21 protein-coding genes are annotated in these 25868 nt (G+C 59.5%); 7 read left to right on the top strand and 14 right to left on the bottom strand.

The annotated features are described in order from the left end of the window. Positions 1-1143 carry a PQQ-dependent sugar dehydrogenase gene (locus HUS57_RS00500; RefSeq protein WP_173930978.1) on the bottom strand — a complete coding sequence of 381 codons (1143 nt, stop codon included), beginning with the start codon at positions 1141-1143 and terminating at the stop codon, positions 1-3. Positions 1144-1566: 423 nt separating this feature from the next. Here HUS57_RS00500 and HUS57_RS00495 point away from each other — a divergent pair, with 423 nt between their 5' ends. The 3 genes from HUS57_RS00495 to HUS57_RS00485 all read left to right on the top strand — a co-directional run bounded on the left by HUS57_RS00495 (position 1567) and on the right by HUS57_RS00485 (position 3854). Then, positions 1567-2043 carry a MarR family transcriptional regulator gene (locus tag HUS57_RS00495; RefSeq protein ID WP_173930977.1) on the top strand — a complete coding sequence of 159 codons (477 nt, stop codon included), beginning with the start codon at positions 1567-1569 and terminating at the stop codon, positions 2041-2043. 390 nt (positions 2044-2433) lie between these two features. Continuing rightward, positions 2434-2607, top strand: coding sequence for a hypothetical protein (locus HUS57_RS00490; RefSeq protein WP_173930976.1), 174 nt, complete (start codon positions 2434-2436; stop codon positions 2605-2607). Beyond that, positions 2604-3854: an FAD-dependent oxidoreductase gene (locus HUS57_RS00485; RefSeq protein ID WP_173930975.1), complete on the top strand. Its 1251-nt coding sequence runs from the start codon at positions 2604-2606 to the stop codon at positions 3852-3854. Before HUS57_RS00490 ends, HUS57_RS00485 begins: the two co-directional genes overlap by 4 nt. 30 nt (positions 3855-3884) lie before the next feature. Here HUS57_RS00485 and HUS57_RS00480 read toward each other — a convergent pair whose 3' ends face one another. From HUS57_RS00480 to HUS57_RS00465, 4 genes are read right to left on the bottom strand one after another with little or no spacing between them, the layout of a single operon-like run. Then, on the bottom strand, positions 3885-4703 hold the full coding sequence (locus HUS57_RS00480) for an ABC transporter ATP-binding protein (protein ID WP_246727672.1): 819 nt from the start codon (positions 4701-4703) through the stop codon (positions 3885-3887). A gap of 8 nt (positions 4704-4711) precedes the next feature. Continuing rightward, positions 4712-5551: an ABC transporter permease gene (locus HUS57_RS00475; RefSeq protein WP_246727671.1), complete on the bottom strand. Its 840-nt coding sequence runs from the start codon at positions 5549-5551 to the stop codon at positions 4712-4714. A gap of 56 nt (positions 5552-5607) precedes the next feature. Further along, a complete protein-coding gene (locus tag HUS57_RS00470) occupies positions 5608-6573 on the bottom strand; it encodes an ABC transporter substrate-binding protein (protein ID WP_173930973.1) in 966 nt (321 codons plus the stop codon). Positions 6574-6596: 23 nt separating this feature from the next. After that, positions 6597-8666 (bottom strand): N,N-dimethylformamidase beta subunit family domain-containing protein, encoded by a 2070-nt coding sequence (locus HUS57_RS00465; RefSeq protein WP_173930972.1) that lies wholly within the window; start codon positions 8664-8666, stop codon positions 6597-6599. Between the two features lie 416 nt (positions 8667-9082). On the opposite strand from HUS57_RS00465, the gene guaA reads away from it, so the two are divergent. Beyond that, positions 9083-10645 carry a glutamine-hydrolyzing GMP synthase gene (guaA, locus tag HUS57_RS00460; RefSeq protein ID WP_173930971.1) on the top strand — a complete coding sequence of 521 codons (1563 nt, stop codon included), beginning with the start codon at positions 9083-9085 and terminating at the stop codon, positions 10643-10645. A 114-nt stretch (positions 10646-10759) separates the two neighbouring features. Here the strand turns inward: guaA and HUS57_RS00455 are convergent, their stop codons facing one another. The 5 genes from HUS57_RS00455 to HUS57_RS00435 form a co-directional block, all read right to left on the bottom strand. Then, positions 10760-12538: a SulP family inorganic anion transporter gene (locus HUS57_RS00455; protein WP_173930970.1), complete on the bottom strand. Its 1779-nt coding sequence runs from the start codon at positions 12536-12538 to the stop codon at positions 10760-10762. Between the two features lie 48 nt (positions 12539-12586). Continuing rightward, positions 12587-13183: a YetF domain-containing protein gene (locus tag HUS57_RS00450; protein ID WP_173930969.1), complete on the bottom strand. Its 597-nt coding sequence runs from the start codon at positions 13181-13183 to the stop codon at positions 12587-12589. A 103-nt stretch (positions 13184-13286) separates the two neighbouring features. Further along, complete coding sequence (locus HUS57_RS00445; protein ID WP_173930968.1) at positions 13287-14201, bottom strand: bile acid:sodium symporter; 915 nt, start codon at positions 14199-14201, stop codon at positions 13287-13289. A 112-nt stretch (positions 14202-14313) separates the two neighbouring features. Next, positions 14314-15984: an arylsulfatase gene (locus HUS57_RS00440; RefSeq protein ID WP_210256036.1), complete on the bottom strand. Its 1671-nt coding sequence runs from the start codon at positions 15982-15984 to the stop codon at positions 14314-14316. Positions 15985-16091: 107 nt separating this feature from the next. Beyond that, complete coding sequence (locus HUS57_RS00435) at positions 16092-16640, bottom strand: DUF1269 domain-containing protein (RefSeq protein ID WP_173930966.1); 549 nt, start codon at positions 16638-16640, stop codon at positions 16092-16094. 294 nt (positions 16641-16934) lie between these two features. On the opposite strand from HUS57_RS00435, the gene HUS57_RS00430 reads away from it, so the two are divergent. Further along, entirely contained in the window at positions 16935-17735 is an 801-nt protein-coding gene (locus tag HUS57_RS00430; protein WP_173930965.1) for an STAS/SEC14 domain-containing protein, read from the top strand. Positions 17736-18121: 386 nt separating this feature from the next. Continuing rightward, positions 18122-19666, top strand: coding sequence for a phospholipase D family protein (locus HUS57_RS00425; protein ID WP_173930964.1), 1545 nt, complete (start codon positions 18122-18124; stop codon positions 19664-19666). A gap of 78 nt (positions 19667-19744) precedes the next feature. Here the strand turns inward: HUS57_RS00425 and HUS57_RS00420 are convergent, their stop codons facing one another. After that, a complete protein-coding gene (locus tag HUS57_RS00420; protein ID WP_173930963.1) occupies positions 19745-20191 on the bottom strand; it encodes a universal stress protein in 447 nt (148 codons plus the stop codon). 252 nt (positions 20192-20443) lie between these two features. Between HUS57_RS00420 and HUS57_RS00415 the strand changes: the two genes are divergently transcribed. After that, positions 20444-21805, top strand: coding sequence for a PQQ-dependent sugar dehydrogenase (locus HUS57_RS00415; protein ID WP_173930962.1), 1362 nt, complete (start codon positions 20444-20446; stop codon positions 21803-21805). A 23-nt stretch (positions 21806-21828) separates the two neighbouring features. On the opposite strand, the gene HUS57_RS00410 is transcribed toward HUS57_RS00415, so the two are convergent. From HUS57_RS00410 to HUS57_RS00400, 3 genes are all read right to left on the bottom strand, one after another. Further along, positions 21829-23115, bottom strand: a complete 1287-nt coding sequence (locus tag HUS57_RS00410; RefSeq protein WP_173930961.1) for an RsmB/NOP family class I SAM-dependent RNA methyltransferase — start codon at positions 23113-23115, stop codon at positions 21829-21831. Positions 23116-23258: 143 nt separating this feature from the next. After that, on the bottom strand, positions 23259-24761 hold the full coding sequence (gene guaB / locus HUS57_RS00405; protein WP_173930960.1) for an IMP dehydrogenase: 1503 nt from the start codon (positions 24759-24761) through the stop codon (positions 23259-23261). After that, the gene (locus HUS57_RS00400) at positions 24749-25699 is read right to left on the bottom strand and encodes a DUF2243 domain-containing protein (RefSeq protein WP_173930959.1); all 951 of its coding nucleotides are present in this window, start codon (positions 25697-25699) and stop codon (positions 24749-24751) included. The genes guaB and HUS57_RS00400 overlap by 13 nt, the downstream gene beginning before the upstream one ends. Between the last annotated feature and the right edge of the window lie 169 nt (positions 25700-25868).

Genomic DNA, 25868 nt, shown 5'->3' with positions numbered 1-25868 from the left:
CTATCCGGCCGGCGTAATGCGCAGGATTTCGCCGTTCCTTTGGTCGGTCACCACAAAAATCTCTCCACCTGGTCCCTCCGCGACGTCCCTGATGCGCAAGCCGAGAGCTTCGAGAAGCCTTTCTTCCGAAGCAACGGCATTGCCGTTCAGTTCAAGGCGGACAAGCGCGGTGGAGGCAAGCCCGCCGACGAACAGGTTGCCCCGCCATTCCGGGAAAGCTGCCCCCTGATAGAAAATCATCCCGGAGGGAGCGATGACCGGCGTCCAGCTATAGCTCGGGTCCACCATGCCCTCCGCCTGCTGAATGCCCTCCCCCACAGGGGAACCATCATAATTGATGCCAAGGCTCACGATCGGCCAGCCGTAATTTGCTCCGGGCTGGACGATGTTCAGTTCATCCCCTCCCCTTGGGCCATGCTCGATCTCCCACAGAACGCCCGTTTGCGGGTTGATTGCGGCAGCCTGAATGTTGCGATGTCCATAGGACCAGATCTCCGGCAATGCACCCTCCTGCCCTACGAATGGATTGTCGCCCGGCACCGAGCCGTCAGGGTGGATGCGAACGATCTTTCCCAGATGCGAATTGAGCTCCTGCGCCTGCCCCCGAAATTGGACACTGGAACGTTCTCCGAGCGTGACGAACAGATATCCGCCCTCATCGAAGACGAGACGCGATCCGAAATGAGCGGTGCTGTTCTGTTTCGGCTGCTGGCGGAAGATCACCTTGACGCCGGAAAGGCTGGTCATATCCTCGCTAAGCCGGCCACGAGCCACTGCCGTGCCATTGCCGCCCTCGCCTGCTTCGGCAAAACTGAGATAAACGAGCCTGTTGTTCTGAAAATCAGGGTCAATCGCGACGTCCAAAAGCCCGCCCTGGCCACGGGCATCGACCTCCGGCACGCCCGCAACCGGTTCCGAGAGCTGCCCATCCCGGCTAACATGGCGAAGCCGGCCGGGGCGTTCGGTAACCAGCATGGTACCGTCCGGCAGGAGGGCGAGCGCCCAGGGGTGAGCGAGTCCGTCCGCAAGCGTTGTGACGCGAATTGATGTCTCTTCCGTATCGAAAACTTCATCCACGGCGAATGCGGACGAGGCGAGAAAAAGGGCAATCGAGGAACTGGCTAATAGAAGCGATTTGGACATGGCAGGTTCTCTCCTCGCTTTAGCAGCCGGCAATCATGCCGCAGTCCCGGATTGCATAAAAGCCCCTTTGGAGTCACCGTTCCCAAAGTCGCCGGAATTGTGGCACTTGCACAGCTTAGTTGTTCCGCAGATGCTCGTATCGCTCAAGAGCTTGGGACAGCTGCCGGCTTTCAGTGTCCGGATACGGAAGATTGGGCAGCGCATTCCGGAAAGCTCAATATCGCCATGGCCACGGCCTCTCTTCCGTAGTGGTTGATGTTACGGTCTGCGAATGGCATTGCAGCGAAAATTGTCGCTTCTCATTTTGACCAAGCAAGCACAGCCACCTTTCCTATTGTTTTTTAGACGGAAATCCGTTCGCTCATCAAATCAGGTTTTTTCTGCTATCAAAGAATGACCCTATCCTTCTGATGGCCTCGATCCATGGAAAACCGTACCCAGACAAGCCTTATTGCGCTCCGGCGCATCCTGCGAGCGACAGAGCTTAACGCACGTACCCTTGCGCGTGCCACCGGGCTTACAACCCCTCAGCTCATCGTTCTGGAGATTGTTGCGGCTGCTGGCCGCATCACCTCCAAGGACATCGCCACGAAGGCGGGCGTCGGGCAAGCAACGGCCACCTCACTGGTCGATAAGCTGGAAGCGCGCGGGCTGGTCACCCGCACCCGCAGCGAGAAAGACAGGCGCGTTGTGTGGGTAGCCGCAACCGAATCAGGTCATGAGATGCTGGAAGCCGCGCCCGACCCGTTGCAGCGCACTTTCTCGCAGCAATTTCAGGCGCTGCCCGACTGGGAGCAGGCAATGATCGTGGCCGCCCTTGAAAAGGTGGGTGCGATGCTGAACGCTGGCGCCATTGACGCCTCGCCGCTGCTCGACGTGGGTCCGGTCGACCGGAGATAGGGTCGTTTAGCAGTTATAGGCAAAATCAGAAAAGGAGGTGCGCCACGATCCGTGGCGGCATCAATCCCCTTCTGCAAGGAACAGCATCTCGGCCTCTCCGAAATAGGCGAGCTTCTGCACCGCCACCTGTGGGAGAGGCGGTCGTCCGCTACGGGCCAATCCACCCCCGCCGGCGCGTGCGAGCTTCACTGTTCGCAAACCAAACACGTTGGCTTTATTTAGCTTTTTGGAATTTTGTGCATCCGCTAGGCACGATGCCTCGCCCATTCGCCGGAGAAATATTGACGTGGGCCGCAATTTTTCCTACCTCTGCCTTGCCTCCTTTTTATGGGGCAAACAAGGAACGAGCCGCAATCCAGCTTGATCGCGGATCGGTCATGGAAGGAGCGAATGCTCGTTCGTAAAGTTGAGAACATTGCAGGATACCCTGCCCTACACGTTCGTTCAGCCAGGCTATACACCACGATCACGATGCTCATGAACAAGCGCGGTCAGCACTGTGCGGCAGACGGAGCAGTGTGGCTGGCCAGCCCGGATGCCGCTTTCGCCCGGAACGCAGCATGAGCCATGGCACCATCATCGTCGGTGCCGGCCATGGCGGGTCCCAGCTTGCCGCTTCGCTGAGGCAGGAAGGCTACGACAAACCTATAACCCTGATTGGCAGCGAACCGGAGTTCCCCTATCACCGGCCTCCCCTTTCCAAGACATTCTTGAAGGGTGAGGATAGCCGCATCCAGTCGTTGCGCGCGGATGTTTTCTATAAGCAGAACGCCATCGAATTTTTGCCTTCGACCACCGTTACCGGCATTGACCTTGAAAGGAAGCTTTGCCGTCTAGGCGGGCTTCAGCGCCCATTTGAGAAACTCGTGCTTGCCGCGGGGGCAAAGCCGCGCTGGCCCTGTGTCGCCGGGACGAATCTAAATGGCGTTTTCGCCCTTCGCACAGCGGAGGATGCACGCCGCATTCGCGCACGCCTGCCGCAGGCAAGGCACATTGTCGTGGCAGGCGGAGGCTTCATCGGCCTGGAGGCGGCGGCCACCTTTACTGCCATGGAAAAGTCAGTCACCATAATCGAGATTGGAGACCGGCTGCTGGCACGCGCCGTATGCCCTGCAATATCGCAACATGTAGCCTCGCGGCTGGCAGGCGCGGGGGCGAAGATTGCCTTCAATACAGGTGTATCAAAGATCCTCGGCAACGATCAGGTCATGGCCGTCGCTACAACCAGCGGCGAGGAACTGCCTGCAGACTTCGTTCTTGTAGGCATCGGCGCAGAACCGGATCTGGAACTTGCACGCGAAGCAGGCATTGCGTGCGACGATGGGATTTTGGTAGATGAGTACCTCCAGACCTCGCACCCCGATGTGTACGCACTCGGGGATTGCGCACGCTTTCCGCATTGGCAGACAGGCTCCAGGGTGCGGCTGGAATCCGTGCAGAATGCCACCGATCAGGCACGCCTTTTAGCCAAGACGATCATGGGAATACGCGAACCCTACCGGGCTGTGCCCTGGTTCTGGTCCGACATCGGAGACATGAAGCTTCAGATGGTAGGGCTCTCCATCGGCGCTGACGAGCAGCTCATCTCCGGCGATCCGGCGGCCAATGCCTTTTCCGTCTATCATTTCTCCGCCGGAAAACTGATTGCGATCGACTCGGTCAACCGTCCCGCCGACCACATGATGGGGCGAAGGATGATTGCCGCTGGCTTTTCGCCTAGCCGCAGCGATGCGGCTGCCGGACGCGCCAACGAAGCGTTCAAGCAAGCAGCCTCGCCTGCCAAGGGCGAACCGGCGCAAGGCAGGGGCTGAGGCATCCAGACTAAACGCCGCTTGGCCGGTTTACACGATTGAAGATCCGGCCTGCTGAGCCATCACCTTCAGCGTCTCTTCCCGAATATCCGCAAGAATTTCCCGCTTGTAGTCGGTGAATTTCGCATCGGTGATGATCTCGAAGCTGCGCGGCCTTTCGAGCGTGATGCGGATGTCCTTCTTGACCCTGCCGGGGCGGCTTGCCAGCACAACGACCCGGTCCGCTAGAAAGATTGCTTCGTCAACGTCGTGGGTGACGAAGACGACCGTCACCTTGTGGTCCTCCCACACTTTCAGAAGAAGCTCCTGCATCATGCCGCGCGTCTGCGCGTCGAGGGCGCCGAAAGGCTCGTCCATCAGGAGAATGGAAGGCCTGTAGACGAGCGCCCGCGCTATCGCCACCCGCTGGCGCATTCCGCCTGAAAGCTGCCTTGGATAAGCTGCTTCAAAGCCTGACAGCCCGACCGCCTGGATGAAATGGGCAACGAGCTCTTTCTTCTCGGCGTTCGAGATCTGGCTCTTTTCCAGGGCAAAGCGGATGTTCCCTTCGACGGTCATCCATTCGAACAGGCTGTAGGACTGGAAGACAAAGCCGCGATTGCGGCCCGGACCCACGACTGGCACGCCATCGATCCGGATCTCGCCGGAACTCGGCTCGTCAAGCCCGCCGATCATATTAAGCAGCGTTGACTTGCCACAACCGGACGTGCCGACGATTGAGACGAATTCATTCTCCTTTATGTCGAGGTCGATCCGCTCAATGGCGACAAGGGGCGCCCCGTCAACGAGAAAGATCCTTGATACGGCGTCGATCGCGACTTTCGGCGTCACTGTCTTCTGCTGCGCCACGATACCTCTCATCGTGTCTGGATGTTCCAGCGGAACATCAACTGGCCAGCGCGCTTGAAGATCTGGTCAGTCAAGAGACCGAGCACCCCGATGAACAGCGTGCCGAACAGGATGGTGTGGGTTGCCAGGTAACGCTGTGCATCCATGATGCGGCGCCCGAGCCCCTCATTCGCGGCTACCAGTTCGGCAACGACCAGATAAGTCCACGTCCAGCCGATGGTGATCCTGAACGTATCCCAGATCGCCGGCGAGGCAGCCGGCAGAATAATGCGCATCAGGATCTCCCGGTTGTTGAAGCCAAGCGTCTGGCCCGCGCGAATGAGGTTCACGTCGATATTCTTAACGTTATCCATGATCATCAGCACCTGCTGGAAGAACGTCCCCAGGAACAGGATCAGGATCTTCTGCACGTCGCCAATGCCTGCCCACAGGATCGACAGCGGTATGAGCGCCACCACCGGCATGTAACGGACCGTGGAGATGAGCGGTTCGAGCGCGCCCTCGAAGATCCTGAAATTACCCATGAGGATGCCGACGGGAACAGCCACGACAGTGGCGGCAAGCCAGCCGACAACGATACGGTAGATGCTGACCGAGGCATCCGCCAGCAGGATCCCCTCGGTAAGCTGGCGCCACCCTTCCGAAAGCACAGCGCCGGGGCTGGGCAGGAACAGCGGCCGTGCCAGACCGAAATAGGTCACCGCCCACCATGCCAGAAGCAGGACGGCCGGGACGATGAAGCCGGCCGCGGAGTAAATGCTGCGGGGAATCTCCTCGCGGAGGCGGAAAAGGTTTCCGATGCGCCGCTTCCTGTATGGCGCGGCAGGGTTGGGTTGACGCCGCTTCACATTTTGACTCCGTACCGGATTTGCGGCGCCCCGCAAGGAGGCGCCGTGCCGTGCGCTTACTGCTCGTTTGCAACCGCGTAGAGGTTATCCAAAGCGAGAATTTCATCCGCCGAAGGGACTTTCTTTATCTCGCTCGGGTTCGTCTCCATCATGATCTCGCCGATCTCCTGAATTGTGGCCTGGAATTCGCCCTCCAGGAACTCCACGTTTTCGGCGACATTGTAGAGGCGCACACCTTCAAAGGCCGGCTTGAACTCCTCCATAGGGCTGCCCACGGCCTCCGCGATCATCGCTTCGCCCTCTTCCGGGTTTTCGCGGATGAAGTTTATCGCATCGTCCCAAGCGCGGATCAGGCCCTGCACAGCCTCGGGATTGGCCTCGATCCAGTCTGAGGTCGCCGTAAGCATGTCGCTGATAAGGCCAGGCTTTTCCGCTGCCGTATAAATCACCTTGAAGCTCTCGTCCTGCGAGAGGGCTGTCGACACATAGGGCTCGTAAGTAACGGCAGCATCGACCCGGCCGGCGATAAGTGCCAGGCCTGCTTCCGACGCCCCCATGGGCACATGCTGGATATCAGCGATCGACATGCCGTTCTCACGAAGCGCGTAGTTCATCAGAAGATCACTCGTTGTGCCGCTCTCGAACGCCACGGTTTTACCTTTCAGATCGGCAATAGACTCAATCCCCTCTCCAGCCAGAATCGCATCGGCTTCGAAGGCAAGATCCATGACCAGAAAGCCCATCTGGTCGACACCCTGATTGATGTTGACGATCGTTGTGTTGGTGGCGGCGGCGATGACATCAAGATTGCCGCTGGCAAGTGCAGCGGTCATGTCCTGATCCCAGTTGAAGTTCGTAAGCTCCACATCGACGCCATGCTTTTCGAAAAAGCCCTTTTCCTCGGCGACCCAGAGCGGGCCGTAACCCAGCCATGGCTGCAGGCCCAACCGGACCGGATCGGCGCTTGCCGTTGCCGCGCCCGCGGCAAGCGCCGCTAATGCAAATCCTAGTTTCCTAATCATGACAATCTCCTCTAGTGGCAGCTTTACAGGTTGGAATCTTGTGCCCCGTCGGCCTGCTTCTGGCCCGAAAGACGGCCCAAAAGGTTCAAGACGATTCTTCCGACTTCGTTCATTGCTCCCGGAAAGGGGAGCGCGCCGCACCAGGCGACGGAACTTGCGCTGAAGATCAACCCGCCGGAAGCAAGACGCCGGAGCGTCATCTCTGCGCAACGCCTCTTTTCAAGCTCTGCGTCACCGCCCGCATACCAGCGACCCGGGTCGTGGTAGAAGGAATCAGGGAAACCATCGGCACGGGCAATGACGACCACGTCAGGAGAGGTCCCGAGATGCGGGTCCGTAGCATCCACCTCGTACCCTGCCGCCCCGCCCAGTACGATTCCCTCCTCGCCAAAGGTGTCCTTTTCCACGCCGTCGAACAGCCAGGCATATTCCGGTGCATAGCTTTCGGCCGTACGCGTAAAGGGACGGGAGCCTTCGAAGCCCATCAGCGAGATGGCTCCCCCAACCAGCGAGAACTCGCCGCTCCCGCGTGAGCGCAAATAGCCGCCCGGCTCATTGGTGATCGACAGTGCCTGCTCGCCCACGGGCCCATCCCAGGTGCGTCCCGCTTCTAGTGGCGAACGCCGCAACTCCATCAGATCGTCCCTGAACGCAACAGTGCCGGCGAAGCCATTGCCCCCGAGGTAAGCAAGGCTCCCGCCCTCGGCCAGGAAGGAGCGGATCGTCTGCTCCATCTCGACCGACATATACTCCGGGTGACTGCCTGTTACGAGCGCACGATACCCGCGCAGGCAGGCTTCCCCGTCTTCATGCAGGTCATGGTCGGTGATGAGATCAATGGCGATGTTATTGGCGCGGCAGAAGCGCAGGAAATGAAGATCGACGGGAAGATTGTGCGGGCAGCCGCAGAGCGGGTAGCGGTAATCGGCGCGCAGCGTTGCCTTCGGTTTCCTGTAGGAACAGATGGAAACACCGCTGAAATCGCTATGATAATCGTAGAGGGAGCGCAGATTGTTATCGACGGCAAAACGCTGTCCGCGATCCTCGCATTTCCATTCGTAAAGGTGCGCGGGCAAAAACTCGTCCGCATAGGCAAGATAGGTCGCCGTCGGCACCAGGAAGAGTATCGGAGCGCGCACCTCATGGGAAGCCACGAAAAAGATAATCTCTTCGGTTCCCCCTTCATACTCGACCACGAAGGCATAGACCCCCGCCTCCGCATCATCCGGCACCAAAACGAGGTGTGAAGCAGGCCAGTCAAGCGGGCCCATGTCGTCGTCATGGCAGTGTACCGCGTCGTAATGAGAAGGCACTGTCCGTGGATCGAAGCTCGACCCGTCCCAGCGTACAGAGGTCACGCAGAATGTCGGTTGGTTCACCGCTTCCAGAAATAACTTGGCCGGACCGGTGGAGGAAATCGGGCCGGCCGGCAGCAAGGTCGGGAAGGACCAGCCAATAGCGCCATTGTCCGTCTCCAGCGTAATGGCGGCAAACCGGGCATTGAGTGTCGGCGTGCTGAAGCCTTTATCTGCCCCGAACAGAAGGTCGCCGTTCAGTCCCCTCCAGGCGGCATCCGCAAACCGACTCTGAAAATTATAAGGAGCAAGCGGATCGTGCCCTTTCACGCTCAGGCAGATGTATCCGTCATCCTGCATCAGGCGCAAGGTTAGCCACGTTCGGGCAGGAAATTCGATGCCATCCGCCAGCTTGCTACCACCGTTTTCCAATGCAATCACGCCGTCGGACATGGTCAGGCGAAGCGAGCCTGCCTCGAAGATCGTTCTCTGCCCTGGATTCCGCGTCAGCAGCAATTCGAAACGCAGGCCGCTGATCTGCCCGGCCTTTGCCAAGTCCTCGGCGCTCACCCGCAGGTAGGAGCCCTGCTTGAGGGTGCGGTGCTGGAGTGCGGCGTCCGCCGCCTCGACCGGCCAGCCCATCGCTTCCGGATTAGGCAGATCCAGCCGGCGCACGGAAACGCCGCGCAATGGCTTTCCGCAAGACAGATGCAACGCCACAGGCTCCCCCGCCTTGACGCTCCATGGCGTCGTATACCCAACCGCCGCCATAGCAGAATGATTGACCGCCCGCTCCACCAGGTCACCCCTCGCGATACGCCCGATCCAGCCGGTTCGGCTTCATCGCATGTTCCTCCTTCATATTTTTGAGCTATAAATCAAGAGATGTCGGTATATACCCGCCAACATCCGCATTCCATTCGCCAGTCCAGGATTCGACAGTTCTGTCCAAATGGGCGGAAGAACGACGCTCTACTGGCATAATCTTACCGTCTATGCCAGTCCATCACCCATGGCAGAACCGTCGCACCGGTTGGCGGGCACACCGCAACCGGCTTTCACCCCGCCTGCAGGATGAACATCGGTTCCCTTCGCTCTTGCCATGAAGAGCAGGATGGTCCATCTGCAACGGGCGCGGGGCGGGGGACATTCGTTCCTGTACATAGTCCGGCAAACCGGTTGCGCGCTGCGCCATCCTTCTTTAAAGGCTCGCCATGGGCACTGCTATTCATCCTGAAACTGTACTGATCATCGATTTCGGTAGCCAGGTTACCCAACTCATCGCACGGCGCGTGCGCGAAGCGGGGGTCTATTCCGAGATCGCTCCCTTTCAAAACGCGGAAGAGGCATTTCGGCGCCTCAGGCCAAAGGCTGTCATCCTTTCCGGCGGCCCGGCCTCTGCGACCGACATAGGCAGCCCTCGCGCGCCCGATATTGTCTTTGAGTCGGGTGTGCCCGTGCTTGGCATCTGCTATGGGCAGCAGACCATGTGCGCCCAGCTCGGCGGGAAGGTGGAAACGGGCGATCACCGTGAATTTGGCCGCGCTTATCTGGAAATTGAAACGGACAACCCGCTTTTCGAGGGAATCTGGGCGCCGGGGACGCGCCACCAGGTCTGGATGAGTCACGGCGATCGCGTGACCGCCCTCCCGGAGGGATTCAAGGTGATCGGCATATCGGCGGGCGCACCTTTTGCCGCTATCGCCGACGACAAGCGCCACTACTACGGCGTTCAGTTCCATCCTGAGGTTGCCCACACACCCGATGGCGCCCGGCTCATCGCTAATTTCGTGCGGGAAATTGCTGGGCTGAAGGACGAGTGGACGATGGCCACCTATCGCGAGCAGGCAGTCGCCGCCATCCGCTCTCAGGTGGGTGAAGGCCGGGTGATCTGCGCCCTCTCCGGAGGGGTGGATTCATCCGTCGCCGCACTGCTTGCCCATGAGGCCGTGGGCGAACAGCTCACCTGCATTCTCGTCGACCATGGTCTGATGCGCAAGAACGAGGCCGCGGAAGTCGTAGAGATGTTCCGCAAGCACTATAACGTTCCCCTCGTTCTGGTCGACGCATCGGAGCGCTTCCTCTCCGCGCTCCATGGCGAGAGCGACCCTGAAAAGAAGCGCAAGACTATCGGCCGCCTCTTCATTGAGGTCTTCGAGGAGGAGGCGAAGAAACTCGGCGGCGCTGATTTTCTGGTGCAGGGAACGCTTTATCCGGACGTGATCGAAAGCGTTTCCTTCACCGGCGGCCCCTCTGTTACGATCAAGTCCCACCATAATGTGGGCGGACTGCCCGAGCGCATGAATATGGAACTGGTGGAACCCCTGCGTGAGCTCTTCAAGGACGAGGTGCGTGCGCTCGGCAAGGAGCTTGGCCTGCCCAACCACTTCATCGGCAGGCATCCCTTTCCCGGTCCGGGCCTTGCGATCCGCTGCCCGGGCGGCGTCACCCGCGAGAAGCTCGACATCCTGCGTGCTGCCGATGCCATCTATCTGGACGAGATCCGCAAAGCCGGCCTTTACGACGCGATCTGGCAGGCGTTTGCCGTTCTGCTTCCCGTGCAGACGGTGGGCGTTATGGGTGACAGCCGTACGTATGAATATGTATGCGCCTTACGCGCCGTAACATCAGTGGACGGTATGACGGCGGATTTCTACCGCTACGACATGGAGTTCCTGGGCCGCGCCGCCACCCGCATCATCAACGAGGTACGCGGCATCAACCGCGTCGTCTACGACGTGACATCAAAGCCGCCGGGAACGATCGAGTGGGAGTAATTCGACGGCTGGAGCAAGCGTAGAACCGGAGAAGGGGCCAAGGTCTGGCTTTGCCTGCAAAATTTGTACGGAAGGTAGCTTGCTGTTTGGCAAGCTGCGCGCATCGCAGCGCAGTCAGCCATTTTCGAGGTCTTCAGCCGCAGCACCCTGAACCAGCCATGTGTGGCTTTCGGCGACCGCTCTGCGCGTAGATTCGCCGCGTGTCGCAGTTGCTTCGAGCATCGTCACCGGGCCGCTAAGATCGAGGCGGTTCGCACGGTTGACCTGGACGCGCACTTCCGGTCTCACTCCGGTGAGATAAAGACGGCCACCCCGCGAAGACAATTTGTCGGCGTAGTCCGAGAGAACGTCTTGCAGCGTTGCGCCCATCGAGGTCAGCCCGCGCAACCGCAAGACTACAACCGGGCGGTTAGCGTCGCCTGGGCGCGGCAACAAGCGCTCAAGAGTCCGCGCGCCAGCGTAGAACAGATGCCCGTACACATCGAGAACCGTAACGGCCTCTGAGGGAAGTTGCCTCGGAGGATGGCGCTCCTCGATAAAACCGTCATCCCGCTCCACCAGTTCCACGACGGAAACATCGGTTGACGAACGGTTGATATAGAGGAATGCGGAAAGCACCACGCCGAAGCCCACCGCCGCCTGGATCGGCAGGAAAAGCATCGCGACGAAGGTCGTTCCCCCTGCAAGCCATGAAGGCCAGCCTGTTTCGACAACAAAACGGATATCATGCAGGTTGATGCTGGAGAAGCCGGCGAGGATCAGCAAGGACCCCAGTGCCGGCATGGCGACGAGGCCAACAGTGCCCGAGAACAGCAGGACGATCAGCGCCATGAAGAAGCCAGCGAGTATTGCCGTCCACCTTGTTTCACCGCCATAAAGCACACTCAGCGCCGTTCCGCTGAGCGAGCCACCCACAGGAAGGCCGCGCAGCAATCCGGAGAGCATATTCGCAAAGCCGATGGCCGCGAAATCGCGCGAGATCTTCCTTGCGGAACCATCCGGGTTGGGAACGCTCTGGCTCACCCCTGCCGATTGTACAAGGATTATGATGGCCACCGCGAAGGCACCCGTCACCACCGACGGGGTAAATGCGGAGAGCGGCGGAAGCACCGGCAGCGGAAGGCCCTGAGGAATATCGCCGTTGTCGCGTACCTGCGTTACGTCATCCAGCCCTAGCGCAAGAACGATCAGGGATGGGAGAACTACAGCAATCAGCCGGCCGATATTCTTGACAGGAGTATAAGGCAGAGCGAGCGCCAGAATTAATGCGATCGACGCGATGACGAGCGAAGGCATGTGAATCGTCTCAGGCGAAAAGAGAAGCTGTATCGCACCGCCAATGCCGCCATCTGAATCGCGGCCGGTTACGACCGGCAACTGGTTCAGGATAAGAAGAACAGAGACGCCGAGGAGAAAGCCTGTAGTGACCGAATAGGAGACAAAACGAAGGAGCCGGCCGAGCCGAAACAGACCGGCGAGCACCTGAATGATGCCGATCAGGATCACCATGGCGAATAGACCATCCATGCGCTCGCTGCCCTTTAGATCGCCGAGGGCCTGAGCGGCGGATAGCGAGGCCGCAGCCATCGTGGTTATCATCATCATTTTCGTGCTGGAAAGGGCTCCTCCAACCGCGGGTCCAACCATCGCGCCATACAGCCCATGAACGGGACTGACGCCCAAAAGAGCGCCATTCGCCATTCCATCGGGTACGTTGCTGACGGCGCTGCTCAATGCGGCGATGACATCCCGCCGCAGCGTGGCTCCCTTCGGGAGCCGGGTCCAGATCCTGTTATGGACGGCAGTGCGGACTGCGGCGAGCCCCGGCTGGTCTGTTTCCGCTGTCCCCGGTGCCTCATCCATCTTGGTCGGTGGCCGTTCTATCTGACTCAAGGTCTTCTCCTGGCGGCGCGTCTTACAGGTACCAACTTCTCGTAAATGTCATTCGATCTTGATACGGATGGTATGCATTCCCTCTTCTGCCGCGACATCAAGAATGCGCGGTTCTCTCTCAAGGGGAATTACGCTGATGCTTCCATCCCGCTCCAAATAGGCGCGTTTCACCCGGGATGGATCGCGCAGCGATTGGGCATGCAACGCTTGCTTCAGATCGTTTTCGGAGAGATTTGCCGCCCGCATCTGATCTTCCAGAACCTTTCCATCCTCGATCAGGAGACGCCTTTCTCCCTTCACAAGCGGCCCAAAGAACGAAGTGTTGACAGCAAGCGCTGCGAAAAGCCAATGAAGCCCAACCAGCGCGGCAGACGCCAGAATGGTTGGCAGGAATGGGGCCGTCCCGTTAATGGCGCGGCTCAGGATAGAGCCGAGCATTATTGCAATGATAACGTCGAACGCCGTCGCTTGGCTAAGAAACCGCTTGCTGCCGATACGCACCAGCAACAATGCCAGCGTATAGGTCAAGGCGGCGCGCAGCGCCATCTGGGCGGAGTTAACGTCACTCAGTTCCCGATCAAACCCAAGTATCGAATTGAACTGCTCAAGGACGGCGCGAAGCACTGTCCACCAAGTGTCGATCAAGCATCATCTCCCTGAAGCTTGCATTCACCGCCAACTAATTGCCTGCCAAGCTCCGTCCAAAGAGGCAGTAGCCGGTTTGTTTTCGGCGACTTCGTGGGCGTCATCACCGCTTTCCTTGCTGTGCGCTTTTCACAGGCTCCCGGACAGCGGCAGCCGGCCTGGCTGGATTGCTCCCGCCACCGCGGACCCGGCGGCCGAATTCTCCTGCGACAACCAGAATGACAATCATGCTTATCAGAGATGCCGTCAGCAGCATCAGAAAGACGTCGGGCTGGTCGGCGAAGTTTCCCTGCGCAATCACGAATGCAGCCGCATAGTTCCGCTGCGCCGATCCCAGAGCAAGCGTCTTACGGGTTCCTGTGTCCGGTCCACCCAGCAGGTACCCTGCCGTTAGGCCTGCAACGATGAGAATGAGGATTCCGGCGATTGCGCCCGTTCCGACCAGACCCAGGACTTGCCGCACATTTCCGAGGTTCAGGACGAGCATTATAGCAAGACTTATATTGGAGATGTCTGCCATGATCGGCCGCGCCATCTCCGCCTCTTCATCATATCTGATGTTCATGACGATACCGGCGGCAAGAGGCAGCAGGACCTGGAGGGACAATGGCAAAGAGATAGCCACAGTATCAACAGCGATGCCCGGGATGAGACGGGGAAGCACAAAAGGCAGATAAGCAACGGTGAAGATAACCTGAAGCGCCACGAGGCTTCCGGCGACAGCAACGTTGCCGCGTGCAAGTTGGGAAGCCTTGATCGCGAGCGGCGCACCGGCGACGGTGCTCATGATGATGAGACCAATCTGGAGATCCGGCTCAAGCGGAAGCAGGCGGGTCAGTAACGAGGCAAGCGAGGGGATGAAAATGAAATTAATCCCGATCATCGCCACGACCAGCCGGACGTTCCTGAGGGGCGCAAGCAGATCTTGAACCGTCATGCCAAGGCCGAGCCCGAACATGCTGGTGACGACGAAGGCCAGGGTGAAGGCGCTGTTCAGGCTTTGGATAATCCCGCTCATGCCCTCACGCCCCTGAATGCCTGATCAGTGCTCTGCTCAAGGACGCTGCCGGAGCTGGCCGCATTCGAGCGATTGCGCTTGGCGGCGAGTTGGTAGACAAGGGGTTAGCCCGTCAATCGTCGCCGAGAGCAGGCGTCGGCGAAGCCTGGTGGCCGTAGCGGACGAAGAATTCCTCTGGGCTCATCGTGGATAGCACCCTTTCGCCGGAAGCTTCGATATAGCCAACGGCCTTGGAATATGCCTCCCACTCTGCAAGCATCTCCGCCAGCTTGTCGGGGTTTTCGTCCGCGACATTCGTAAGCTCCTGCGGGTCATCGCAAAGATTGTAGAGATGCCACTCGTTTTTGCCGTAAGGAGGCGCCATGAACAGGATTTTCCAGCAGCCTTTAATCACCGCCTTGCACTCGATCATCTCGAAGCCCACCGCATCGTAATGGCCGCGGATAGGCTGGCGGGAGGTCATTTCTAGGAATGCACGCCACGAGCGGCCGTAGAGCGGGGCCAGGCGCTGGCCATTTCTGGTTTCTGGTCGCTCCGCGCCAGCATAGTCTAGCAGTGTCGGCAGCACGTCCGTTACATGAAGAAGCTGATCGGCGATGATGCCTCGTTGTTCGATCCCCGGACCGCTCACGATCAGCGGCACCTGCACTCCACCATCTGCGGTCGTCAGCTTGAAGTAGGACAGCGGCGTGTTGCACGCTTCTGCCCAGGCGCCCCCGATTGAGATGAAGGAGCCGACCCTGCCCAGATTATCCCAGCTATTATCGAAAATCTCATCGATTTCGTCGGGAGTGAGGTCGGAGTAAAAATGGGGATCTTTTGGATTGGCTCCGTTGTCCGACATGAACAGGATGATCGTGTTCTCGTATTCTCCCGTCTGCTTAAGGTGCTCGACGATCTTGCCGATACTTTCGTCCACCATCTCGATCATGGCTGCATAGATTTCCATCTTGCGGGCCTGGAGGCGCTTTTGCTCGTCGGTGAGGTCTTCCCAATTCTCGTACTGGCCTGTGCCTGGGTTGAGCTCCATATCCTGCCTGATCAAGCCGAGGGACTTCATCCGGCGCATACGTTCCATCCTCATAGCTGGATAACCGCCATCATATTGGCCGCTATATCGGTCCAGCCATTCATCCGGCACCTGAAGAGGATCGTGCGGAGCAGTATATGCAAGATAGCCGAAGAACGGCTTTTCCTTCGGTCTGGCCTCCAGGAACTCAATCATCTTTTCGGTGTAGAAGGTCGTGGAATAGAAATTGTCAGGCAGTTCGTGGGTTACGTCCTTGCCGTCATCGTCATAAACGGTGTGCGGCTGCTCGGACGGTGCCAATGCGCGTGCGTCAGAGAAGTGGGACGCTCCCCCGCCCAGGAAGCTGAACACGCGCTGGAAGCCGCGATCCTCAGGCCTCTGGCCGGCATTTTTCCCAAGATGCCATTTGCCGGAAATGCAGGTAAAATACCCGGCATCGCCGAGAAGCTCTGCGATGGTTGCGACGCTGCCGTTCAGCGTACCCTCATAGCCTCGCTTCATGAACTGGTTCGTCGAGTGCATAGGCGGCATGACGCCTAGGCCGTTCAGGTGATTATCGACACCCGTCAGCAGTAGCGCGCGTGTGGGAGCACAAAGCGATGACGTATAGAAATGGCGAAAGCGAACGCCTTCTTCGGCCAGCTTGACCAAGTTTGGCGTGCGGATTTCACCGCCAAAGGGTTCACAATCAGAATATCCCATATCGTCGACTACGATCAGCAGGAAGTTCGGCTTCTTGCCCTGGGTCACCATCGAATCCTCCATTGACCAGCTGCCTCGATCGCCGCTTCCGCTTCCACAAACCGCGTCTTCAGCAAGTTGCAGCGCCTCGGAAGACGCAAAGACGCGGCGCGCGAAGGCTATTCGGCTTGCTGAGCAATGCTGCCAGGAAGCGCCACGCCTGAGCTTTCGATTGCCTCACGAAGGCGGCTCTCCTGTTCAGGAGAAAGCGAGGTATGAATCACTCGACCGCTATACTCGGAGAGTTCATCGAACACCTTTTCTGGCTGCACTTTCCGCACCAGCAGGAAAAGTGCCGAATTTCCGGCTTTAAGCGTTTCGCCGATAGATCTGATGAAGTCGTCGTTGATGCCGTAGTCGGCAAGGCGCCCTGACAGCGCGCCTGCCCCCGCCCCCAAGATGCCTCCGCTGATGAGGCCGAGCATGGGGTTGAGGAAAAGCAGGCCCACAAGCGCTCCCCAGAGGCCGCCCCACAACCCGCCGGACACTGCACCCGCGCCGACGAGATTGACGGCCTGCTTAAGGTAGAGCTTATCCTTCTCGTCACGACTGACGACAACGGCATCCTCCAGATCGACAAGATGTTCTTTCTGAAGCCGGCTGAGTTCGGTCAGAACGCGGTCTGCTTCCGTGGGCGAGTCAAACCCTACGACGACGAGCTCGGCCATGATCTTCTCCTTTGAAACTCCGATCACGAGCAGAGATAGCGCGGCGGAGTGGGGCGGCAAGTGAAGCCAGGTTCAGTCGATGCGGAGCAAACCGTGCCGCTCGTCCATATGCCGTATATCGAGACACCGGATGGACTGCTCGACCTCTCTGGCTTTTGTGAGCTTCGAAACAATTCCGGTCCCCGGCCGTTTACTTTAGGCTGAGCGCAGGCGGGCTGAGCCAAAACGATGAGCTGCTCCCCAATTGTCTCATGGTGGAAAAGGCTTGTATGGACAGCCAGGAAAGGTCTCAGGATGACTATAGAAATTCTTCCTTCCTCTGCGCCGGACGTCGTTCTTCTTCGCATCGAGGGTAAGGCGGAGCACGAAGATGTGCTGCGCGTGATCGACTTGCTGGAGGACTTGCTATTCAGAAACGAAAAAACGCACGTACTTGTCGAGGCCATCGATTTCAGCGGCTTCGAACCCCAGCATGTTCCGGAATATTTGCGGCGCGGGCTGCCGCTGCTCGGCAAGCTGAAACGCTTCGGGCGCATTGCAGTGGTCTCTGACCAGGCTTGGCTGCGAACCCTCGCCAGGATCGAGAGCGCGTTACTGCCGAACATCAGCTACGAGACATTCGACCTGAGCGAGCGCGAGCGCGCCCTTGCATGGGTTGAAGGCCGGGAGCCAAGGCCGCATGGTGCGGGCCTACAAATTATTGAGACAAGCCGGCCAGACGTTCTGGCGTTCGAGATCGACGGAAAGCTTTCCGAAGATGAGCTAGAAACGATTGTCGAACGGTTCGAGCCAGAGGAGAGCCGACCAGCGCCCAAACGCGTGATCGGCAAGATCATCCGCCTTGGCGGGGCCGAGATGAAGGGTCTCTTCGACGACGATTTCGTAAAGATGAAGCTGCATGCATTCTCAAACGTGGAGCGATATGCACTGATAGGCGGGCCGGCATGGCTAGCGGGATGGGTTACTTTTATAGATGCCTTGACCAAGGGCGAAATTCGTCATTTCTCGCTTGAGGACGAGGCGGCTGCCTGGGATTGGATCGGGACAAGACCCCACAAAGACAGCAGGGCCCCGGATCGGGGCGTGCATGCTTGAAACAGCAGACCGGATTTTCTTGATGTCGGCCACGCGGTTGGCTCTTCCTGTGGCGTTTTATCGATCGAAAAGGGCAGCCGTTTGCATCGATCCTCCGGCAGTGTCAGCGGGTAACCATCAGACCTTTCCAGGAACCACCTGCGGGTATGTTGGACGTCCTTCGTGCTCGGATAAATCGCTACATAGGCCGGCCAGTTTTGCGTCAGGTCTTGACCTTCCGGCTCTGATAGAACCAGAAGACCTTGGATGCTATGGTATTGGGCCCAGAACCGGAAACGGTCTTCTGGTCAAAGCTGAGGATGAGCGTATTCAATAATAAACGTGCAATGTCCTTTGTGCGTTTGCTTTGACGCCTGGCGCTGTGACGGGAAAGGCGCTGCCATAAGGTGCTGAAGAAGATCGGCTTGACAGTAGCGCTCGTCGCGGGGGTTCCGCTTTGCGCGCATTTCATCTTCATGCCGCCGCCGCTTGAGGGACGAACTGCCAGCCGCGCCGTGTCGCCCTCTCCTGCGACGACGCTCGGCAAGTTCGCCGTGAAGCCGCGCCCGAATGGCGATAGCGGTGTCCTGCCGCTCATCGACGGCCCCGATTCCTTTGCCGCTAGAATAGCCCTCATCCGCACTGCCGAGCTTGCGCTGGACGTCCAGTATTATATCTGGCAGCGCGATGCGACGGGTCTCATCCTGCTGGACGAACTACGCAAGGCTGCCGCTCGTGGAGTGCGCGTGCGGCTTCTGCTTGATGATAATGGAATCACCGGGCTCGATGAAGATCTGGCGGCGCTTGACGCCCTCCCCAATGTCGAGGTCCGGCTTTTCAACCCCTTTATCTTGCGGAAGTTCAAGCTGTTTGGATATGCGTTTGACTTCTTGCGTCTCAACCGGCGGATGCACAACAAGGCGCTAACCGCAGACGGGGCAGTCAGCATTCTTGGCGGACGTAATATCGGCGATGTCTATTTCGGCTTCGGTGATGGTGTCCAGTTCATCGATACCGACGTAATTGTCGCGGGCAAGGCAGCCGCCGATGTGGGAACCGATTTCGATCGCTACTGGCACAGCGGCTCTTCCCATCCGGTGGCGCGGATCATCGGCAGCCCGCAGGCGAATTCCCTTGAGCGCCTCATATCCGACGCGCGGCGTGCGGCGGAATCGGCAGAGGGAAGACTTTATTTCGAACGGCTGCGCAGTTCGGAACTCGTCGGTGACCTAATCGCGGGCCGACCGGATTTCGAGTGGACCGAAGTTACCTTGGTCAGTGACGATCCGGCCAAGGGACTGGGCAAGGCAGAGAACCGCGATCTGCTTTTTCCGCAGCTGATGTCGCTTCTGTCCATGCCGACGCGTTCAGTCGATCTCGTTTCGGCCTATTTTATTCCTGGCAGGACATTTTCCAGGGCGCTGAGACAACTTGCGGATGGAGGAGTCCGTGTTCGGATACTCACCAACTCCCAAGCGGCGACCGATGTTATCGTCGTTCACAGCGCTTATGTGAAATACCGGCCAGAGCTTCTGCAATCAGGAATAAAGCTTTACGAACTCAAGCCGGAGCATGCGATTCGCGAGGAGCCGCGCACGCAGGGCTTGGCTGGATCGTCGAGGGCGAGCCTGCACTCCAAGACCCTCGCCGTGGACGGGCAACGCATTTTCATCGGCTCCTTCAACTTCGATCCCCGCTCCTTCCATCTTAACACGGAGATGGGCGTCCTGATCGACAGCCCGAGGCTTGCGGAGGCCGTTGCCGCTGCATTTGTCGAACGTTTCCCCCAGGTGAGCTACCTGCCTGTGCTTACGGGCGAAGACGGGATCGTCTGGGACGAAGTCGGGATCGACGGTGAGCGGATCCGTCACTACACGGAGCCGCAGACCAGCCCGCTGTCACGCCTATTTCTGCGATTGCTCGGCCTGCTTCCGATCGAATGGCTCCTGTAACACGCACTAGGAAGGGTACCGCGTCACCTGGCGCGTCCTGCGTTGTCCTGCCTGGCCGGCTCGTGAAATCGCAGATGCCTAACGGACCACCAGCACTGGTATGGTGGTCGTCGTCACAACTTCTGCCGTCTGGCTGCCGAGGATCAATCGGCGAGCGCCTCTGCGGCCATGCGACGACATCACGATCAGGTCGCAACCTTTCAGCTTGGCAAATCTCACTATCGCTTCCGCGGGAAAGTCGTCGATCTCATGAATGAGATTGATCTTGAGCCCGTGCGCCGCAGCCTTCTTTTCGATACTCGCAAACTGCTCCTTCATTTCGTCGGCAATCTGCTGATCGTAGCGGGAGATCGGGTCCTCAATGCCCGCAATGCGGGCCGCCTGCACTACGTTATGCGAGAGCGGTGGAGATACTGTAAGAACAGACACCTGTGCGCCGAGCGCGCTGGCAAGCTTCAGGCCATGCTCCAGACCTTTGTCGGCCAATTCTGAGCCGTCCGTCGCAATTAGGATGTGCTTGTACATATCGTCCTCCCGACAGTTATTGGCAGCCACCTTGAGAAGAGATGTTGTCCTGCCAAGAAAAGGCTACTGAGCACCCCCCTCCACTTGCGATTATTCCCGATAGGTAGCGCGGCGAACTGTTCTGAGGAGCTTCCCGAGTGAACGGTCTGATGCGGATGCACGCGGTAACATGACCGTGCAGCTCTCGCATTACGCGGAACCTTCGGCGCATGACGCGGTTCGAGCGCTGCATTCCATCCCAGGGAGAGAATCATGCGAGCATCGACCATTTTGGCGAGCGTGCCGTTGGCACTTGTGATCGCCACCGTGCCGGCAGGAGCTCAGGAGGTCTTGACCGGCGAAGCTGCCTTCGGGAGCGCTGAAGACGATGCTGTCGGCATGCGCCGACACATTACACCGCAGGATCTCCCGCCGCCCAGCCACCATGAAAACGATCCCGAAGCGCCGGATTTCGAGAATGCGCCAAATCTGGTCGACGCGCCCGAGGGCGCTGCGCCGGAGGTGCCGGAAGGTTTTGCGGTGGAGGTGTTCGCCACCGGCCTGACCCAGCCCCGCGTCATCCGGATCGCGCCCAATGGCGACATCTTCGTTTCCGAAAGTGAGGCTGGCCGCATCGCCGTCTTCGCCGCGGACTCGGCCGAAGACCTGCCGGCAGAGCCGGAGGCCTTTGTTGAAGGTCTGGACCGTCCCTTCGGCATCGCCTTCTACCCGCCGGACGAGCCCGAATATATCTATGTGGGTGAAGCAAGCCAGGTCGTCCGCTTCCCCTATAGTGAAGGCGACCGAACTGCGAGCGGTGAGGCAGAAATCATCGTTTCCGATATTCCTACAGAGCGCCACTGGACCCGTGATCTGGCGGTGTCTCAGGATGGAGATCGCCTCTTCGTCTCCATCGGTTCCGCCTCGAATGTCGCTGGCGGAATGTCGGAGAAGACGGAAGAAGAGATCAGAGCGCATGAGGAAACCCATGGCCGCGGTGCCGCCTGGGACGAGGAGGAAAATCGCGCCGTCGTGCGCGTGTTCGACCCGGAGGGCGACAATATCGAAAACTATGCGACCGGCCTGCGAAATTGCTCGGGCATGGCAGTGCAGCCCGATACCGGCAACTTATGGTGCACCGGCAATGAACGCGACCATATCGGCCCGGATCTCGCGCCCGATTTCCTGACGACGGTCGAGGAAGGCGGCTTCTATGGCTGGCCCTGGTACTATGCGGGCGGCAATGAAGATCCTGCCCATGCCGGGGAACGTCCTGACCTTGGCGAGGACGTCATCACGCCGGACGTACTTCTGCAGGCGCATTCGTCCACCATGCAACTCGTCTTCTACGATGCGGACGCATTTCCGGAGGAGTATCGAGGAGATATCTTTGCCACGATGCGCGGCTCCTGGAACCGGGAGTACCGGACAGGCTATAAGGTCATCCGCGCCCTGATGGAAGATGGCAAGCCCACCGGGGTCTATGAAGACTTCATGACCGGCTTCGTCATCGACGAGGATACCGTCTGGGGCCGTCCAACCGGTATCGCGGTAACCCCTGACGGCGCCCTTCTTGTCAGCGACGACGCAAACGGCACGATATTCCGGATCACCTACGAGGGTGATGCGCAGTAGCCCGGTCGTACAACGGAGTGTCCCTACGCGGTGATGCGTTCCACGGCAGCGAAGTAGAAGCCGTCCGTGCCGGTTGTTGCAGGCGTCAGGGTGATACCCTCGGTAATAGTTGGCCGAGTCTGCTCGGCAGGGAAATGGCGGCGCCATATCGCCTCGTGGTCAAGCAACCGGAAGGCAGGCGAGCGTTTCAGGAACGCGGAGATTGCCTCCGCGTTCTCCTCCGTAAAGATGGAACAGGTGACATAGGCAAGCCAGCCTCCCGGCTTCACGTAGCGGCTCGCTGCATCGAGGATGAGCATCTGCTCCTGCCTGCGCATGTCGAGCTGCGACGGCGAGAGGCGCCATTTCGCATCCGGCCTGCGCCTCCAGGTGCCCGAGCCAGTGCACGGCGCATCGACCAGAACGATGTCCATCTGTGTTTCGAGGGGCGCGAGCTGAGCCGGGTCGGAAATAACCTGCACGTTGCGGCATGAGGCGCGCTTCAGCCGGTCAAAGATCGGCGCAAGGCGCTGCCTGTCGGCATCGTAGGCATATATCTGGCCGCGATTGCCCATCGCAGCCGACATAGCGAGCGTCTTGCCGCCGGCGCCCGCGCAGAAGTCGAGAACCTGCTTGCCGGGAGCCGCGCCGGCAAGCGTGGCCACCACTTGGGATCCTTCGTCCTGCACCTCGAACCAGCCGTCGCCAAAGGCTTGCTCCGCCTGCACGTTAGGATGCCTTCCATCGCCGGTGACAGGCGGTATGCGCAGGCCATCATGGGCCAGCCTTGTAGGGATTGCACCAAGATTCGAGAGCCTGGCAAGCACCTTTTCCCGCGATGCCTTGAGCGTGTTCGACCGCATGTCGAGCGGTGGCCTTTCGGCAAGCGCTGCCCCCTCTTCCACCCATGCTGAGCTAAAGGATCGCTGCATCAGCGGCATGCTCCATTCTGGTATGTTTGCCCGGACACTGTCGGGCGGCGTCTGCCGAATACGCTCTCCTGCCATCGCTATTTCGGCCTCTTCCAGGAGCGGCGGCGCGAAACGATCATCAGCGAGCGCGTTGTTGACGGCTTCCGGCAGAATACCCCGTTCCAGCAGAAATGCGCCAAAGACGAGCGCGCGCGGTGTGTCTTGATCAAAGAGCCAGGCCGCCGAGCGCCTGCGACGCAGCCCGTCAAAGACCAGATTGCCGATCGCGGCACGATCGCCGGCCCCCGCAAAGCGGTGTGCAAGCCCCCACTCGCGCAACGCGTCCGCCGCAGGGCGATGCCGCCTCTCAATATCCTCAAGAATCTCGATGGCTGCCGCCAGCCTGCCGCCAAGCCGCATGTCTTATCCTTCGGTTGCCCGTCTTGGCCCCTGCTACGCTGGTCGGGCTGCCTAGACAAGCTTCACTGTGCCGAAAGAAAAGCCCCGAGTCATGAACCCGGGGCATTAAAAACTGCTGAATAGTGAATACCGGTCTCTCTGTCTCAGCCCACGCCGGGATAATTCGGGCTTTCCCGAGTGATCGTCACGTCATGCGGATGGCTCTCCCGAAGGCCTGCCCCGGATATCCGCACGAAAACGGCCTTCTCCCGCAGCTCGGGCAGATCGCGGGCGCCGACATAGCCCATCGCTGCGCGCAGGCCCCCGGTCAACTGGTGGAGAACGCCGGCAACGGGACCCTTGTAAGGCACCTGCCCTTCAACACCCTCCGGTACCAGTTTCAGCGTGTCGCGGACCTCGGCCTGAAAATAGCGGTCTGCCGATCCGCGTGCCATCGCGCCAATAGAGCCCATCCCGCGGTAAGCCTTGAAAGAGCGGCCCTGATAGAGAAACACCTCGCCGGGGCTTTCATCCGTACCGGCAAGCAACGAGCCGATCATCGCTGCGTTGGCCCCGGCGGCCAGCGCCTTGGCAAGATCGCCAGAGATCTTGATGCCTCCATCGGCGATCACGCCAATGCCTGCATCCCGCGCCACTTCGACGGCGGACATGATGGCGGTGAGCTGCGGCATGCCCACGCCTGCAACCACACGCGTGGTGCAAATTGAGCCCGGCCCGATGCCCACCTTCACCGCATCCGCACCTGCATCGATCAATGCCTTGGTGCCGTCTGCTGTGGCGACGTTACCCGCCATAATCCGCACCGCGTTCGACAGCTTCTTTGCGCGCTGCACGGCATCGAGAACGCGCTGAGAGTGGCCGTGAGCCGTATCTATCACCAGCAGGTCCACACCTGCATCGATCAACCTTTCCGCCCGCTCCAGGCCATCCTCGCCGACGCTTGTCGCCGCCGCGACGCGCAGCCGGCCATGCGCGTCCTTGCTAGCGTTCGGGTTGAGCTGCGATTTCTCGATGTCCTTGACGGTGATAAGTCCGACACAGTTACCGTCATCGTCCACCACCAGCAGCTTTTCGATCCGGTTCTGGTGCAGAAGGCGCTTTGCCTCTTCCTGGTCCACGCCCTCCTTGACCGTGATGAGTCTTTCATGAGTCATCAATTCCCGCACCGGCTGCGCCGGGTTGGAGGCAAAGCGCACGTCCCGGTTTGTAAGGATGCCAATGAGACGGCCGCGGGTGTGGCCGCCTAGCCCGCCGTTCTCCACCACTGGGATGCCGGAGATCCGGTGCGCGTCCATCAATGTGTGTGCGTCGGCAAGTGTCGCGTCCGGGCCGATGGTTATGGGATTAACCACCATGCCCGACTCGAACTTCTTGACCTGCCGGACCTCCTCCGCCTGCTCGGCGGGCGAAAGGTTGCGGTGGATGACGCCGAGCCCTCCCGCCTGAGCCATTGCGATCGCCAGCTTCGCTTCGGTCACCGTATCCATCGCGGCGGATATGATGGGGATGTTGAGCTCGATATCGCCTGCAATCTGCGTGCGGGTATCCGTCTGGCCTGGCATGACCTCCGAATGCCCCGGTTGAATGAGCACGTCATCGAAGGTCAGCGCCTCGGCGCCGGTAGCGGTTTCAATTATTCTTGCCATGGCCAACCCTTGGAAATGGATGATGCCCTGCTCTCAAGGGAGAGAGGGCTGTTCGGAAATGATTCCCTTTCAGGATTGCCGCTGGCTCGTACCACGTCGACCGTCTGTTGAAAAGCACCGGCGGCACGCTTTTCTGGCGTTTTCAGCCACGAAATGTCCACCCAGTCAGCACAGCCAACCGTGATCGCTGATCCGCTGACCAGCAACGCACCGCGCCTGTATAATTCCAGCCGAGACGCATCCTCGGGAAGCGAAACGGCCCAGACCCCGTCATTCGTGTCTGACCAGATCAGCTCCCCTTCTACGCTCGCCAAAGCCGACCATGCTGCTCCTGGAGAAATCCCGGGACGGAAGACAATGATTGTCGTCGCGTTTCCGCCAGGCGGCAGCAGAGCCAGGAGACCACCCGCCAGCGCAAGGATCGTCATTGCCGCCGCAAGCCGCCCTCCCCTTCGCCCGCCACCGCCGCTTCGCCGCATCAAATATCCTGCAATAACAAAGGCCACTCCGAACAGGACAAACCAAACGAGATCCCACAGGAGTGGAATGTCGGTATCCATTCGGATGCGGTGGATGCCGAGGACCCAATGCGAGACGATCCCGTCCAGAATATGCCAGAAGCCGAAGCCGATGAGCGCGTTGGCGGCGAGCGCGCGGTCTGCCGCGGGCTGGACAAAATTGGCTCGCGAGCGCCATAGAAGCAGGAGCCCCAGCATGAGCGCCACATACATCACAAGATGGAATGCGCCATCGGCCATGATTTGAAAACGCAGATCGCCGAACCGGCCGCCTTCAAGGCCCGAAAGAAGATGGTGCCACTGCAAGATCTGGTGGAGGAGGATCCCGTCGAAGAAGCCTCCAATGGCAAAGCCAAGAACGTAGCCAGCCCACCGGAAGGATGAGGTTCGGGCAGCACCATCGTAGATCGGCAAGCTCATGCGCGCATCTTTCCGTTAATGGAATGCGCAACCGCAGCAACGTGATTCTGTTCCCCTGGCTGTGCCGCCCGCTGAACGAAGTCCATGAAGGAAGAACCCCTTAACTGTGGTAATGGCAATCGCAGTTCTATCGATCCGCCGCAACTGCTCCGAAATGCGGCGCAAGCAT

The sequence above is a fragment of the Chelativorans sp. Marseille-P2723 genome (genome assembly GCF_902809845.1).
Classification (GTDB): Bacteria; Pseudomonadota; Alphaproteobacteria; order Rhizobiales; family Rhizobiaceae; genus Chelativorans.
Note: the sequence above shows the minus strand (reverse complement) of the source record. Positions and strands in the feature narration are given on the sequence as shown.